At 72.2% G+C, this 15,121-nt stretch carries 13 protein-coding genes; 3 read left to right on the top strand and 10 right to left on the bottom strand.

The genetic code is table 11. The features are described from left to right. Positions 1–216: 216 nt before the first annotated feature. Positions 217–1,488 (bottom strand): MFS transporter, encoded by a 1,272-nt coding sequence (locus tag ACFZCD_RS28945; RefSeq protein ID WP_391835890.1) that lies wholly within the window; start codon positions 1,486–1,488, stop codon positions 217–219. A 61-nt stretch (positions 1,489–1,549) separates the two neighbouring features. Here ACFZCD_RS28945 and ACFZCD_RS28940 point away from each other — a divergent pair, with 61 nt between their 5' ends. Then, on the top strand, positions 1,550–2,551 hold the full coding sequence (locus ACFZCD_RS28940) for a DUF5937 family protein (RefSeq protein WP_391835888.1): 1,002 nt from the start codon (positions 1,550–1,552) through the stop codon (positions 2,549–2,551). A 50-nt stretch (positions 2,552–2,601) separates the two neighbouring features. Here the strand turns inward: ACFZCD_RS28940 and ACFZCD_RS28935 are convergent, their stop codons facing one another. Then, complete coding sequence (locus ACFZCD_RS28935) at positions 2,602–3,537, bottom strand: sigma-70 family RNA polymerase sigma factor (RefSeq protein ID WP_391835886.1); 936 nt, start codon at positions 3,535–3,537, stop codon at positions 2,602–2,604. Between the two features lie 76 nt (positions 3,538–3,613). Between ACFZCD_RS28935 and ACFZCD_RS28930 the strand changes: the two genes are divergently transcribed. After that, positions 3,614–4,396, top strand: a complete 783-nt coding sequence (locus ACFZCD_RS28930; protein ID WP_391835884.1) for an SDR family oxidoreductase — start codon at positions 3,614–3,616, stop codon at positions 4,394–4,396. A gap of 16 nt (positions 4,397–4,412) precedes the next feature. Here ACFZCD_RS28930 and ACFZCD_RS28925 read toward each other — a convergent pair whose 3' ends face one another. Together ACFZCD_RS28925 and ACFZCD_RS28920 are read right to left on the bottom strand one after the other, a co-directional pair. Further along, entirely contained in the window at positions 4,413–5,309 is an 897-nt protein-coding gene (locus ACFZCD_RS28925; protein WP_391835882.1) for a serine hydrolase domain-containing protein, read from the bottom strand. Then, positions 5,306–5,998, bottom strand: coding sequence for a TetR-like C-terminal domain-containing protein (locus tag ACFZCD_RS28920; RefSeq protein WP_391835880.1), 693 nt, complete (start codon positions 5,996–5,998; stop codon positions 5,306–5,308). Before ACFZCD_RS28920 ends, ACFZCD_RS28925 begins: the two co-directional genes overlap by 4 nt. Positions 5,999–6,276: 278 nt before the next feature. Between ACFZCD_RS28920 and ACFZCD_RS28915 the strand changes: the two genes are divergently transcribed. Next, the gene (locus ACFZCD_RS28915; protein ID WP_391835878.1) at positions 6,277–6,873 is read left to right on the top strand and encodes a YceI family protein; all 597 of its coding nucleotides are present in this window, start codon (positions 6,277–6,279) and stop codon (positions 6,871–6,873) included. A 31-nt stretch (positions 6,874–6,904) separates the two neighbouring features. Here the strand turns inward: ACFZCD_RS28915 and ACFZCD_RS28910 are convergent, their stop codons facing one another. The 6 genes from ACFZCD_RS28910 to ACFZCD_RS28885 form a co-directional block, all read right to left on the bottom strand. After that, the gene (locus tag ACFZCD_RS28910; RefSeq protein WP_391835876.1) at positions 6,905–8,464 is read right to left on the bottom strand and encodes an APC family permease; all 1,560 of its coding nucleotides are present in this window, start codon (positions 8,462–8,464) and stop codon (positions 6,905–6,907) included. A 239-nt stretch (positions 8,465–8,703) separates the two neighbouring features. Beyond that, on the bottom strand, positions 8,704–10,470 hold the full coding sequence (locus ACFZCD_RS28905) for an amidohydrolase family protein (protein ID WP_391835874.1): 1,767 nt from the start codon (positions 10,468–10,470) through the stop codon (positions 8,704–8,706). A 170-nt stretch (positions 10,471–10,640) separates the two neighbouring features. Continuing rightward, complete coding sequence (locus ACFZCD_RS28900; protein WP_391835872.1) at positions 10,641–11,768, bottom strand: LLM class flavin-dependent oxidoreductase; 1,128 nt, start codon at positions 11,766–11,768, stop codon at positions 10,641–10,643. A gap of 100 nt (positions 11,769–11,868) precedes the next feature. Then, a complete protein-coding gene (locus tag ACFZCD_RS28895) occupies positions 11,869–12,642 on the bottom strand; it encodes an SDR family NAD(P)-dependent oxidoreductase (protein WP_391835870.1) in 774 nt (257 codons plus the stop codon). Positions 12,643–12,780: 138 nt separating this feature from the next. Continuing rightward, entirely contained in the window at positions 12,781–13,764 is a 984-nt protein-coding gene (locus ACFZCD_RS28890) for a TIGR03619 family F420-dependent LLM class oxidoreductase (RefSeq protein WP_391835868.1), read from the bottom strand. Further along, a complete protein-coding gene (locus ACFZCD_RS28885; RefSeq protein ID WP_391835866.1) occupies positions 13,751–14,977 on the bottom strand; it encodes an amidohydrolase family protein in 1,227 nt (408 codons plus the stop codon). Before ACFZCD_RS28885 ends, ACFZCD_RS28890 begins: the two co-directional genes overlap by 14 nt. Between the last annotated feature and the right edge of the window lie 144 nt (positions 14,978–15,121).

Here is a 15,121-nt window from a genome sequence, read left to right as displayed (position 1 = left end):
GGTCTCCTCACGCACCCGCATCCGTGACGACGCGAGTACGGCGGCCAACACCCCACCCGCCCCAGGCAAAAGCCACCGGACCCCCGCCCCCCACCCCTCCCCCTGCTGCCAGCCTGTCTTGACCTCAACCCACCACCCCGCCGACCCCCGGCCGAGATCATCAGCCCACCACCCACCTCAGACCGCTGCACCTCCGCACCCCCCCCCCCTCCCCCCCTACCCCCCACCCCCAAGCGTCGTCATTCGACGTACCGGTGACAGGGCGATCGGGATCCAGACGCAGGCCAGGCAGGCGGCCGAGGCTCCTAGGGCCCAGCGGATGCCGGCGGTCGTGGCCAGGGCGCCGGCCGTTGCGGAGCCGAGGGTGACGGCGCCGGTGAAGAGCACGCGCATGGTGCCGTTGACCCTGGCCATGAGGCCGGCAGGGGTGACCTGCTGCCGGAACGTCATCATGAGGACGGAGTCGAAGCCGACCTTGAGCATGACCAGCGCCCACCCCACCGCCGCGACGGGGCCGGGCACCGGCCGGCCGAGCAGAGGGATGGCGACGGCCAGAGGGGCGACCGCGATCCCGACGAGCAGGACGGCCCGGCCCGCACCGAGCTTGTCGGCCAGCTTGACGGCTGTCGCGGCACCGATCAGGCCACCGACGCCACCGGCGCCGAGGAACATCCCGAGAGTCCCCTCACTCCATCCGAGCTCGGTCAGGGCGAGCACCGGGAGCAACGTCGTCACACCGGCGATGCCGATGTTGACCATCGAACCGGCGATCACCACGGTCCGCAGCACGGTCTGGCGGGCGACGAAGGCGACGCCCTCGCCGATCTGCTGCAGGAAGCGCGGCCGGGTCGCGTCACCGGAGGGGTGCTCGTGCGTGGTGAGCGTGGACAGCCACCCCGCGGACCACAGGTATCCCGCGGCCATGACGAGCAGCACCGTGGGTGCGCTCAGCAGTCCGGCCGCCCACCCGGCCAAGGGGGGACCTGCGATGACCGCCGCCTGGGTGATCGTCGCCAGGCGGGCGTTGGTGCGTGCGAGGAGGGCGCCGGGGGCCAGGTCCTTGACGAGGCTCTGGGTGCCCAGGTCGAAGAAGACCGTCGCCACGCCCTGAACCACCACGACCGCCAGCAGGTGGGCCATCGTCAGGTGCCCGGACCACGCGGCCACGGGCACGGTGATCAGCGCGGCCGCCCGCACCACGTCCGCGCCGATCATGACCGGACGGTGCCGCACCCGGTCCAGCCACGCGCCGACCGGCAGTCCGAGGATCACGAAGGGCAATGTCAGTGCGGCCTTCAACAGCGACGTGCCTCCCGCCCCCACGTGCAGGACGGTGACCGCCGTCAGTGGAACGGCCACCTGGCCGATCTGGGCACCCCACAACGCGACCCCGGACGCCGTGAGATAGCGGGTGCGATCCCGGGGAACGGCCACCGGTCCCTGTCCCGCCCCCGTCGTGATGGCCTCAGCTGTCCCTGTCTCTGTCATGGCAGGCACCCTCCGGCAACCCCTCACCCCCCTCAACGGATTCACGCTAGGGTGAATCCTCGTGCCGTCCACGCTCACCCTGTCCCTGGGCACCGCGGATCTGAGTCAGCTGCGCTGGGCCGTCTCGCCGGTCTGGGAGCTGCTGGCGTCCATCAGGACACTGACCCGGCCGGCGAGCCACGCGATCCACATGCCATGGCTGTCCGAGCACCGCCACGACCCGCTCCTCACCGGGCCCGGGGCGTCCGCGGCGCGCGACCTCACCGCCGGGCCTCCGGGCCACCTTCCCGGGTTCCTCGCGCCCACCCCGCTGTCACCCCTGACCGCGCTCGACGACGAACTCGACGAGGTGCGCCGCACCCCCTCCGACGTCGTCCGCCGTGACCTGGCCGCAGCCTTCGGCGACGAGCTGCCGGCCGGCTTGGCGCCGATGCTCCAGGCCCCGCGACGCGAAATGGAAACGGTCGTGGCCGACCTGCGCGGGTACTGGCAGCGCACCCTGGCCCCGGCCTGGCCGAAGATCCGGGCCCTGCTCGAGTCCGACATCCACTACCGCGCGCGCTCGCTGACCGAGCGCGGGCCTGCGGCGATGTTCGCCGACATCCACCCCGGCCTGACCTTCGATCAGGACACCGGGACCCTGCGGATCGCCAGCCGGCGGGCGGGACTTCCCGATCCGCACCGCTCGCTGGAGGGGCGCGGCCTGGTCCTGGTGCCGTCGGCGTTCGCGTGGCCGAGGCTCTACTTCAAGACTTCAGCGCCCTGGGTCCCCGTGATCCGCTACCCCGTCCGTGGCATAGGCACCCTGTGGGAATCGCCCGCCGACGCCCGGGCGGCCGCCGCCGACCTGGCCCCGGTGCTGGGCGCCACCCGCGCCCTGCTCCTCCAGCTCCTCGAAACCCCCGCCGGCACCCTGGAGCTCGCCGACCGGACCGGGCTGGCTCCGGGCGGTGTCTCCGCCCACCTGCACAAGCTCGCCCGGGCCGGCCTCATCGCACCCCACCGGACAGGGCGGGTCGTGCTCTACGCCAGGACGGCAAGAGGCGAGGCCCTGTACCGCTGACACCGGCCGTGTCAGCCGTGTCTCCAGATGCCTCCGCCCCCGCGTCCCCCCTACGCCTCCGAACCCGGCAACTCCAGCCGCCCCAGGCGTTCGGGATCCGCCAGGACCTGGATCGCGGCGATCTTTCCGTCCACCACGGTGAAGGCCATGACGGACATCGGGCGTCCGTTCGCCACGACCACGACCCCCGCGGCCCCATTGATGAGCACCGGCCGCACGAACGGGGACAGCTGTCCGAAGGTGATCGCCCGGCCGGCCACGGTCCTGGCGCCGTTGAGGACGACGGAGAGGCCGGGTCGGCCGGGGCCTCCGTCCGAGCGCAGGACGACGTCCGGGTCCAGCACCGAGACGAGCGCTTCGAAGTCGCCCTCGCGCGCGGCGGCGAAGAACGCGTCGACGGCGGCGCGCTGCCGGGCGAGGTCCGGGTCGGGAGCCGGGGCCCCGTCCCGCACCCGGCGGCGGGCGCGGCTCGCGAGCTGCCGCGTCGCGGCCGGGGTCTTCTCGATCAGCGGCGCGATCTCGTCGAAGGGCACCTGGAACATGTCGTGGAGGACGAAGGCGAGCCGCTCGGCGGGGCCCAGGGACTGCAGCACCACCAGCATGGCCAGGCCGACCGAGTCGACGAGCAGCGCTTCCCCCTCCGGGTCGGCCCCCGCCCCGCCGTCCCCTGCCCCTGCTCCCGCCCCGGCCTCGCGGCCGATGACCGGGTCCGGGATCCGCGTCTCCAGCGGTTCCTCGCGGCGCTGCTCGCGCGAGCGCAGCATGTTGAGGCACACGCGGCCCGTCACGGTGGTCAGCCAGCCGCCGAGGTTCTCGATGCCGGCGATGCCGTTGCGGTCGAGCCGGAGCCATGCCTCCTGAACGGCGTCGTCGGCCTCGCTGAGCGAGCCGAGCATGCGGTAGGCCACGGCTCTCAGGCGCGGCCGGTGTTCCTCGAAGCGCGCTGTCACAGCTTCCGCAGACGCTTCGGAAGTCTTCTCGTCCACCTGTCACATTCCTTCTTCGCGGCGGGTCATAGGGCCAGAGACCTGGGAGATCATCTCCCGGGCGAGGGCATTGGAGATGGTGAAGATGGCCGCGACGACCTCCCCCGTTCTCGTCACCGGCGGTACGGGAACGCTCGGCCGCCTCGTCGTGCCGCTCCTGCGGGAGGCAGGCCGCACCGTGCGGGTGCTGAGCCGCCGCGGTGGCGCATCCACGGACGACGGCATCGAGCACGTGGCGGCGGACCTGCTCAAGGGCGGGGGCCTCGCCGCCGCACTCGACGGCGTCGAGACCGTCCTGCACCTCGCGGGCGGCCCCAAGGGCGACGACGAGGCCACCCGCAACCTGGTGGAGGCCGCGCGGCGTGCGGGAGTGCAGCACCTCGTCTACATCTCGGTCATCGGGGCGGACAAGCTTCCGCTGGGCTACTTCAGGGCCAAGCTGGGCGCCGAGCAGGCCGTATCGGAGTCCGGCATTCCGTGGACGACGCTGCGAGCCGCCCAGTTCCACGACCTGGCGCTGACGGTCGTGGAGAAGATGGCGAAGCTGCCGGTGGTGCCCGCGCCGGGCGGTCTCCGCTGGCAGCCGGTCGACGCGCGCGACGTGGCCGCCCGGCTCGTGGAACTGGCCCTCGACCGGCCGGCCGGTCTGGTCCCCGACCTCGCCGGGCCGAAGGTGTACGGGCTGGACGAGCTCAGCCGCGGCTATCTGCAGGCGCGCGGCAAGCACCGGCTCATGCTGCCCGTCCGGATGCCGGGGAAGGTCGGCCGCGCCTACCGAGCGGGCGAGAACCTGACTCTTGAGGGCGCCTCCGTCGGGCAGCGGACCTGGGAGGACTTCCTCGCCGAACGCGTGGCCTAGTCCCCGCTCTCGCCCCTCACCCTCGCCCCTCACCGAGCGAGTGGCCCGGCCCTTGGCCTTCGCCGTCCCCGCACCGCTCTCCCCGCAGGTGATCCACCGCGATGCGGTCCGTCGCGTCCGACGAGCCGCCGAGGCGGTGGACGAGGATCCACCGCCCGTCCGGGAGGGCACCGGCGAAGACCGAGGCGTTCCGTGTGGCGCCGTTGTGCCAGACGAGTTCGCCCGATCGCTGCCATGCGGCGGCCGGTTCTCCCAGGACGCGGTCCACCACCAGGCCGGTGAGAATGCGGGCCGCGGCTTTCGGGGTCGCCCACATGCCGCCCGCGGGGAGAATCGCACCGGTCATCGTCCACGGCCGGAGCCGGCGGCCGAAGAGACCGGCCGGAATCAGGCTGCGGTCCGGCGGGGGCCGGTGCGTGACCTCGCTCCGTATGCCCAGCGGGTCCAGTACGTGTTCCGCGAGCAGTTCCGGGTACGGGGCACCCGCCGCTGCCGACAATGCGGCGCCCAGCACGGCATAACCGAGGTTGGAATACTCTTCCTTCTCTCCGGGCGGGGCGGTGAGAAGCCCGTCCGGGCGGGCGAGGATTTCCCCCAAGGCCTCGTCCGTGAAAGCGCGGTACGGGTCCGAGCGCGTCGTACCGGGAGGCAGCCGGGGCAGCCCCGATGTGTGCTCCTGCAGATGCCGCAAGGTGATGCCCGTACCCGCCGGCGTCTTCAGCCATCGTTCGAGAGGGTCGTCCACGGTGAGGACGCCGCGGGCCGCCAGCTGCATCAGCAGGGTCCCGGTCAGCACCTTCGTCAGGGAGCCGATCTCGACGTAGGCGTCGGGGTCGTGTCCGCGGCCGGTGTGCGGGGCGCAGAGCCCGGTGCTGCCCAGAACGCATGTGGGCGTGGGCGCGGGGAATTTCATGGTGCCCCGTCGTGCTGGAGAGGTGGTTGTTGTTTGCCGAACGCTCCGGCGCGCGCCGCGTGGTACGTGGTTTCCGCGCTCGTGTGGATCAGGCGGGCGTCGATGTTCCCGCGCAGGATGAGCAGCCGGTAGTAGAACGGCGCACCCAGTGCCTCGATGACTTCCATCGCGTCGGTGTCCGGCGGGACTTCGCCGCGGGCGACCGCACGGTGGACGATCCGGGTGACGTGCTCGATGCGCGCGGTGAAGGCGTCGCGGACGATGTCCCCGACGTGGGGGGCGTGTGCGGCCGCCACCACGATGCCTTCGACGAGGTTGCGGTTGCGCGGGGCGGCGTGGAAGGCGGCGATGATGCGGGCGAGTTCGTGCAGGTCGCTCCGGAAGTCGCCGGTGTCGGGGGTGGGGATCGCGGCGCTGTGCTGGGCCAGCAGGTCCACGACGACGCCTTCGACCGTGTGCCAGCGGCGGCGGATCGTCGAGACGTGGACGCCGGAGCGGGCGGCGATCTTGTCCAGGGTGAGTGCTCCGAAGCCGGCCGCTCCGAGCTCGTCCAGGGCGGCGGCGAGGACGGCTGCGCGCGTACGGGCCGTCCGTCCGCCCGGGCGGGCGGAGCCGTGCGGCGGTCTCTCGGGTCGCTCCGGCCGCCCGCGCTGCCGCGGCCGCTGCGATTGCTCCGGTCGCTCGGTCATGGACGTCCAATGTAATGCGCACCGGATCTTCACGTCATGTCCGCCGTCCGGGGACGGAACCGCGTTGCACGACGTGCGTCCACCTCGCTACCGTTCAGCTTAATGCGCGATAGAGCGCGTTAAGGTGACGGCAGTGCGGAGCAGCTCGCGCGCTCCCCCGTGCCGGTGGTCCGTGACGGGGGTGCGGACCACCGGCCGCCGCCGCCCCGCAGACACCCTCTCCTGGCAAACCCGCCCTATCCTGGGCAAAGGGGCCGACACCCTGCCCGGGAGGTGCCATGGGCATCACCAGATGGTTCTTCGAGCCCGGCCACACGGGCGCCGAGTTCCGCGCCAGGCACATGATGGTCACCTACGTGCGCGGCCAGCTGAAGAACGTGCGCGGCTCGCTGGAGGTCGATCCCGGCGATCCGGAGAGCGCCCGCGTGGAGGCGGTGATCGACGCGACCGGGGTGTACACGGGCCAGGAGCAGCGCGACGCCCACCTCCGCAGCGCGGACTTCTTCGACTGCGAGGCCCACCCGGAGTGGACCTTCACGAGCACGCGCGTCCATCAGGCCAGCGCGACCGAGTTCGAGGTCACCGGGGACCTCACCATCCGGGGAGTGACCCGCCCCGTGACGTTCGATGTCACCTATCTGGGGCAGTGGGACACCCCGTGGTGGGAGGACGGCCGCGACGCGGGTCCCCGGCGCCGGGCCGGCTTCACCGCCACGGCCCGCCTCAACCGCCAGGACTTCGGGGTGAGCTGGAACGACACGGTCGACCGGGGCGGCGTGGTCGTCAGCGACATGGTCGACGTCACGGTCGACGTCGAGGCGGTACTGGAAGGGACGAAGACAGGGGCAGAACCGGGGGCAAAGACGTCACCGTAGACCGGCCCGGCCCGGCGAGAGGCTCAGAAGCTCAGTCCTCCACCACCAGCGCCGGCGTCGACCGCGTCAGCACCTCCCCGCGGAAGAACGCCGGGCTGCGGCGCTGCATCAGCAGCATCAGGACGACGCCCAACAGCAGCAGTCCCACCCCGATCACGAAGACCGAGCCCACCCCGAGCACCGAGCTGCCGCTCCCGTACGACGGATCCCCCATGTCGTACAGCGTCTTGCCGAAGACCGCGGCCAGCAGGGCGCCGCCCAGTACCGGGAACACGCCCTTGAAGAGGGCGTCGCGCACCGAACGCCCCAGTTCCCCGCGGAAGTACCAGGCGCACGCGAACGCCGTGATCGAGTAGTAGAAGCAGATCATCAGCCCGAGGGCGTAGATCGTGTCGATGAGGACGTTCTCGCTGAGGAAGCTCATGACCGCGTAGAAGACGCCCGTGGCGATGCCGGCCGCGACGGTGGCGCGGCCCGGCGACTTGAAGCGCGGGTGGATGCGGGCGAAGGACGGCGGCAGGGCCTCGTAGGTGCTCATGGCCAGGACCGTGCGGGCGACGGGCAGGAACGTCGTCTGGAGGCTCGCCGCGGCCGAGGCCAGCACGGCCACGAACAGCAGCACGCCGAGGGCCGTGCCCAGGACGGGGTCGGCGAGCGCGGCGAAAACGTTGCCGGCGGTGTCCGGGTTGCCGAGGCCGGTGCCCTCCTCGCCGACGCCCGCGAACATCTGGGCGGCGACGGCGGTCAGCAGGTACGAGCCGACGAGGACGACCATGGCGAGGAGCGCCGCCCGGCCGGGGGTCTTCGCGCTGCCCTCCGTCTCCTCGTTGACGGTCAGGCACGCGTCCCAGCCCCAGAACATGAAGATGGAGAGCGAGAGCCCCGCGGTGAAGGCCGCGAAGGACGGGACGGCGAACGGGTCCAGCCAGGTCCAGGAGAAGCCGATGGACGCGGGCAGGCTGCCGGACCGGGCCTTGACCAGGGCCATCACGACGAAGGCGGCCAGAACGGCGAGTTGCAGGGCCACCAGCGCGTACTGCACGCCCTTCGTCGCCGTCATCCCCCGGTAGCTGATCGCGGTCGCGACGGCGATGAAGGCGAGGCACGTCGCCACGTGCACGGGCCGGTCGCCGTCCAGGGCGGCCACCGCGTCGCTGCCCGTGACTTCGCCCAGCAGGAGGTAGAAGAACGAGGTCGCCACGCCCGCCAGGTTCGACAGCACGATGATCGTGGCGATCACGAGGCCCCAGCCGCACATCCAGCCGACGCGCGGCCCGAACGCCTGCACCGTCCAGGTGAAGGACGTGCCGCAGTCGGGGACGGCCTTGTTCAGCTCGCGGTAGGCGAACGCGACCAGCAGCATCGGCAGGAATCCGGCCAGGAAGACGGCCGGCATCTGCATGCCTACCTGGCCGGCGGTCGGGCCGAGGGTGGAGGTCAGGCAGTAGACGGGGGCGACGGTGGAGATGCCGATGACGGCGCTGCCGAGCAGGCCCACGGAGTTGCCGCCGAGACCCTTGTCCCTGCCGTTCCCGCTGCCGCCATCCCTGCCCGTGTCTCCGGCCTGCGGCCGCGGAGTGACCTGAACCATGGGCAGGACGGTAAGTGGTGCTGTTTCCGTATCGAGGCCGGCGGCGCCCGTCGGTCCGTACCTTGAACTTCCGGCCGTATGCGGTCACTTGCCTCGCATTCCAAGGGCCCGTCCGTGTTACGACCGGTAACCTCCAGGCCGTACGCCCCATTCCCCGCCTGCGAGAACCGCAGCACCGCCCCTTTTGCCCCATTCAAAATTTTCCCGCACCCGGGCCCGTCCCCAGAACCGTCCCGTCCTCAGGCCCTTCCCGTCCCCACCGTCTCCGTGTCCCTCCCCGACCGCAGCACCGTCCCCGGCAGCGCCCCCGTCACCACGTCGTGCCGCACCGTCTCCACCCCGTTGACCCGCACGCTCACCACGCCCACCGCTCGCGAATCCAGCCGCGGCCCGTCGCCCGGCAGGTCGTGGACGAGCGCGGCCGGGCCCGCGTCGATGCGCTGCGGGTCGAAGAGGACGAGGTCGGCCGCGTACCCCTCGGCGATGCGGCCGCGGCCGCGCAGGCCGAACAGCCGCGCCGGCTCGTCCGTGAGCATCTGCACCGCGCGCTCGACCGGCACCAGTTTGCGGCCGCGCAGGCAGTCCCCGAGGAAGCGCGTCGTGTACGGGGCGCCGCACATCCGGTCCAGGTGCGCCCCCGCGTCGGAGCCGCCCAGGAGGACGTCGGGATGGTCCCAGGTGGTCCGGCGCAGCTCCCAGCTGGCGGGGTCGTTGTCGGTGGGCATCGGCCACAGGACGGTGCGCAGTTCGTCGGCCGCGCAGATCTCCACCAGGCAGGCGAAGGGGTCCAGGCCGCGTTCGGCGGCGATGTCGGCCACGACGCGCCCGGTCAGGCCGTCGTTCTCCTTCGCGTACGTGTCGCCGATGACGTAGCGCCCGAAATCGGCCAGGCGGCGGAAGACGCCCGCCTCGGGGCTGCGGGCGCTGCGCAGCATGCCGGCCTGGACGGCCGGTTCGCGCAGGGCCGTGATGCGGTGGGGCAGGGGCTGGGACAGGATCTCGCCCCAGCCGGGGATGAGGTTGAGCGCGCAGAACGTGCCCAGGGACATGTTCATGGGCGTGAGGATCGGCATGGTGAGCGCGACGATCCGGCCGCCGGCGGCGCGGGCCCGCTCGCTGGCGGCGAGCTGGCGGGGCACGCGGCCGGGCTCGGCGGCGTCGATGGTGAGGACGTTCCAGTTGAGGGGGCGGCCGGCGGCCGTGCTCAGGTCCGTCAGCAGGTCGATCTCGGCGTCGTCGAAACGGTCGAGGCAGCCGGCGACGATCGCCTCGATCTGGGTGCCCTCGTGCTCGCCGACGGCCGCCGCGAGCGCGAGCAGCTCGGCGGGGCGCGCGTGCCGGGACGCCACCGGGCGGCCGTCGCCGTCGGAGTGCGTGGGCGACTGCGTGGTGGACAGGCCCCAGGCGCCCGCCTCCATCGCCTCGTGGAGGAGAGCGGTCATGTGCCGCAGCTGCTCTTCGTCCGGCTGCCCGCCGACGGCGTCCGGGCCCATCGCGTAGCGGCGCAGGGCGCAGTGCCCGGCCATGAACCCGGCGTTGACGGCGATGCGCCCGTCCAGCGCGTCCAGGTACTCCCCGAAGGACGACCAGTCCCAGGGCGCGCCCTCCTCCAGGGCCGCCAGGGACATGCCTTCCACCTTGCTCAGCATGCGCCGCGTGTAGCCGGCGTCGGCGGGGCGCGCGGGGTTCAGCGGGGCGATGCTGAATCCGCAGTTGCCGCCGACGACCGTGGTGACGCCGTGACTCATGGAGGGGGTCGCGTACGGGTCCCAGAAAAGCTGGGCGTCGTAGTGGGTGTGCGGGTCGACGAAGCCGGGGGCGAGGACGAGCCCGGAGGCGTCCTCCTCGGTGCGGGCCCGCTCCCCCACGCGGCCGCCGGCCTGCACCCGGCACGGGGACCGCCGGACGAGGGCTATGCGCCCGTCCCGGATGCCGACGTCGGCGGCGTAGGAGGGGGCTCCGGTGCCGTCGATGACGGTGGCGCGCCTGAACAGGTGGTCGAGCATGGCAGCTGTCACCTTTGCTGTCGGTCACCATTTCCTGCGGACGGGCCGGATTCCTGCGGACGGGCCGGAAGGACGCCCAGCGGTGCCGGGACGCGTGGAGCGGACCGCCGGAGGCCGGGGCGGCGGATCCGGGAAGACGCCGCCCCGGCGTACGAGAGGACGACGACCCCTCAGCGCCCCGCCGTCCGGCGCAGCCGCGTCGTCCGGTGCACCGGATCCGTGTCGATCTTCGGAATGACGTGCTCGCCGATCAGCCGGATCGTCCGCATCGTGTCCTCGTAGGGCACGCCGACCGGCAGCCCGAAGGAGAGCTGGTCCGCGCCCGCCTGCTCCCACCGCTTGCACTGCCGGAAGACCTCGTCCGGGTCGCCGCAGATCATCAGCTCCTCGGCGATGAGGAGCTCGATGATCTCCTCCGTGTACTCGGGGAGCAGCTCCGGCCAGCGCGGGATGCCCTCGGGGCGGGGGAACGTGTCGTGGTAGCGGAAGAGCAGCGACTGCAGGTAGTGCAGCCCGCCCGCGGCCGCGGTCTCCACGGCCTTCTCGTGCGTCTCCGCGCAGACGGCCGTGGAGGTGACCATGACGTTGTCGTTGACGTACGCGCCGACGGGCTCGGCCTCGGCGATCGCCGTCTTGTACGAGTCGACGACCCACTCCATGTCGGCGACCTTCTGCACGCTGAAGCCGAGGACGCCGAGCCCCTTGCGCGCGGCCATCGCGTACGAGGAGGGCGAGCCCGCCGCGTACCACATGGCGGGGTGCGCGGGTCCGTACGGCTTGGGGAGGATCTTGCGCGGCGGCAGGGACCAGTGCTTCCCCTCGAAGCCGGGGTACTCCTCCTCCAGCCACATCCGGGGGAACTCGGCGATCGTCTCCTCCCAGATCTCCTTGGTGCGGTCCATGTCGGTGATGCCCGGCAGGAACCCGAGGATCTCGTGGCTGCCCGCGCCCCGCCCGGTGCCGAACTCGAAGCGGCCGCGGGAGAGGTGGTCGAGCATGGCGGCCTTCTCGGCGACCTTGGCCGGGTGGTTGACCTGCGGGAGCGGGTTGAAGATGCCGGAGCCGAGGTGGATGCGGTCGGTGGCGTGCGCGAGGTAGCCGAGGAAGACGTCGTTGGCGGAGAGGTGCGAGTACTCGTCGAGGAAGTGGTGCTCGGAGGCCCAGGCGTACTTGAAGCCGGATTTGTCGGCCTGGATGACGTACTCGGTCTCCTCCATCAGCGCGTGGTGCTCGGCCCGGGGATCGTCCCGCCGCCGGCTCGCCGGAACGTAACCCTGCACGAAGATCCCGAATTCCACGGAGGTTCACCGTCCGTCCGGTCGGTTTCCGACGCCGCATTTCTGACGCATCGTCAGTTCGCTGGTAGTGCTGAGACTCTGGCACCGGGCCACGGCAACGTCAAGACGACGGTGAGCGCCGGGTGTCCACCGGCAGCGGCATCCCCGCGAGCCATCCCCCGTCCACGACGACGTGCTGGCCCGTCACGTACGAGGAGTCCTCCGCGGTCAGGTACAGCACCGTCCGCGCCACCTCCTCCGGGCGGCCGATCCGGCCCATGGGCACCAGCTTCCGGTGGAGCGCGGCGGCCCGCTCCGCGTCGATCATCGGGGTGTCGACCCCGCCCGGGCAGACGGCGTTGACCCGTATCCCCTCGGCCGCCAGCTCCAGGGCGGCCACGCGGGTCATGGCGAGGACGGCCGCCTTCGAGGCCGCGTAGGAGGTGAGGGAGGCGAGGCCGGCCAGGGCCGCGTACGAGGAGACGTTGACGATGGTGCCGCCGCCCGCCGCGGCCAGCTCGGGCGCGACCGCGCGCATGCCGAGGAACGTGCCCAGCTGGTTGACGCGGCAGACCTCGGTGAACTCCTGCGGCGGCGTGTCGACCAGGAGGTTGCGGCGCAGGATCCCGGCGTTGTTGACGAGGCCGTCGAGCGCGCCGAACGCTTCCTTGGCGGCGGCGACCGCCGCAGGCCAGTCCGCCTCCTCGCCGACGTCGAGGTGGACGTACCGCGCCACGCCGGGGCCCAGCTCCTTCGCCACGGCGCCGCCCTGCTCGTCCAGGACGTCCGCGAGGACGACCTTCGCGCCCTCCGCGGCGAACAGCCGCGCCTCCTGCTCACCCTGCCCGCGTGCCGCGCCGGTGACGAGTACGACGCGGCCGTCGAGTGTGCCCATGAGTGTGCGTCCTCTCTGCGAGTGAGCGTGCGTGCTGCCCTGCGCGAGTGAGCGTGCGGCCTCTGCGCGAGTGAGCGTGCGACCTCTCCACACGCTCTGCGGGTGCCGGGCCGGGGCGGGCGGGCCGGACAGCCCTCCTCAGCCCTCCAGCAGCGGTGCCACCCCCTCCGCGAATGCCTGCATCTGGTCCATCAGCTCCGCGGCGTCGCGCGAGCGGAACCGCACCTGGATCTGGTCCGCACCCATCGCCCGGTACGCCCGCAGCGACTCCGCGAGCGTGTCCGGTGCGCCGGTCAGCGTGCGGCCGCCGGTGTCCCAGGCCGGGCTCCCCACGTAGAGCGCCTCGGAGATCGCCCCGACCGCGAAGGGCCCGTCCAGCTCCGCCTCCTCCCGCAGCTGCCGCAGCACGGCCACGCGCTGCGGCAGCTGGTCGCGCCGGTCGCCCTGGGAGAGCCAGCCGTCGCCGCGGAGCGCCGCCCGGCGCAGCGCGGCGGGCGAGGAGCCGCCGACCCAGAGGGGCGGGCGTGGCGTACGGGCAGGCCGGGGCGCCTGACCGAGGCCGCGGAAGGCGAAGCGGCGGCCGCTGAACTGCGGGAACTCGGACGGTCCGAGCGCCGCCTTGAGCGCGTCGACCGTCTCGTCCAGGATCGCGCCGCGCCTCCCGTAGTCGACCCCGAGCGCCTCGAACTCCTCCCGTACGTGACCGGCCCCGACGCCGAGGACGAGCCGGCCTCCGGCGAGCCGGTCGACGGTGGCGTACTGCTTGGCGAGCGCGAGCGGATGCCGCAGCGGGGCCACGGCGACGTGGCTGAGCAGCAGGGTGCGTTCGGTGATGGCGGCGAGGTGGGCGAGGGTGGCCACAGGGTCGTACCAGACGGTGCCCATGGCGGCGGCCAGCCGGACCGGGATGGCGACGTGGTCGCAGGTGGCGAGGTAGGCGAAGCCGAGCCGGTCGGCGGCGCGGGCGATCCGCCGCAGCTCGGCGGGGCCGGCCTCGACCTCCCAGGGCTCGGCGTAGAGGGTGCTGAGGGAGGTGACGGGGAGCTGCATGCCGTACGAAAGCCGGCCCGGAGGCAGTACTTGCAGGCCGGTGGCGGGCTGCGATTCCTCACCTCGGCCCATGCCCCCACAGCCCTTCCTCCGTCAGCCCCAGCAGCTCGATGGCGTTGCCGCGGACGATGCGCTCGGTGACGTCCTGCGGCAGGTGCGCCATCTGCCGTTCCGCGACCTCCTTGGAGTGCGGCCAGGTCGAGTCGGAATGCGGGTAGTCGGTCTCGTAGAGGACGTTCCCGGCGCCGATCGCGTCGAGGCTGCGCAGGCCGAAGGCGTCGTCGAAGAAGCAGCCGTGGACGTGCTCGGCGAAGAGCTCGGACGGTGGCCGCCGGACCTTTCCGGCGACGCCGCCCCACGCGCGGTTCTGCTCCCAGGTGACGTCGGCGCGCTCCAGCACGTAGGGGATCCACCCGATCTGCCCCTCGGCGTACATGATCTGCAGCTCCGGGAAGCGTTCGAAGGCGCCGGACATCAGCCAGTCGGCCAGCGAGAAGCAGCAGTTGGCGAAGGTGATGACCGAGCTGACGGCGGGCGGGGCGTCCTCCGAGGTGGAGGGCATGCGCGAGGAGGAGCCGATGTGCATGGCGATGACGGTGCGGGTCTCGGCGCAGGCGCGCAGGAAGGGGTCCCAGGCGTCGGTGTGGATGGAGGGGAGGCCGAGGTGCGGGGGGATCTCGGAGAAGCAGACGGCGCGCACGCCCCGCCCCGCGTTGCGGCGGACTTCGGCGGCGGCCGACTCCGCGTCCCACAGGGGGACGATGCCGAGGGGGACGAGGCGGCCGCGGGCGGCGGGGCCGCACCACTCCTCCACCATCCAGTCGTTGTAGGCGCGGACGCACAGGAGGGCGAGTTCGCGGTCGGACGCCTCGGTGAAGGTCTGGCCGCAGAAGCGCGGAAAGGTGGGGAAGCACAGCGCGGACTGGACATGGTTGCGGTCCATATCGGCCAATCGCTCCGGGACGCTGTACGAGCCGGGCCGCATCTGTTCGTACGTGATTCCCTCCAGCCTGACATCGTCCCTGGAGTATCCGACGGCGGTATCCAGCCGAGTGAGCGGACGGTGCAAATCCTCATAGACCCACCAGTCCGCCTCCGGGCCGCCGTCGCCCGCGGCGCCCATGACGGGAGTGAACCTTCCGCCGGTGAAGGTCAGCTCCTGCACCGGCGCGCGCACGATCCGCGGTCCGACGTCGCGGAACTTCGCCGGTAGCCGGTCCGACCAGACGTGAGGAGGCTCGACCGTGTGATCGTCCACCGAGATGATGCGGGGGATGCTCTCCATGGCTGACACGTTAGCGACGATCTGACGTTCCGTCAGCAAGCGTGTGACGCAGGGGTGGGGCGGTCTCTGGCAGGCCTTGTGGAGAGGCCGGACCACTGCTGACGCAGAGCCCCCGGACAAGGCAGACTGGCCGTGCGACCGAGC

This window comes from Streptomyces sp. NPDC008001, assembly GCF_042958085.1.
Taxonomy (GTDB): domain Bacteria; phylum Actinomycetota; class Actinomycetes; order Streptomycetales; family Streptomycetaceae; genus Streptomyces.
Note: the sequence above shows the minus strand (reverse complement) of the source record. Positions and strands in the feature narration are given on the sequence as shown.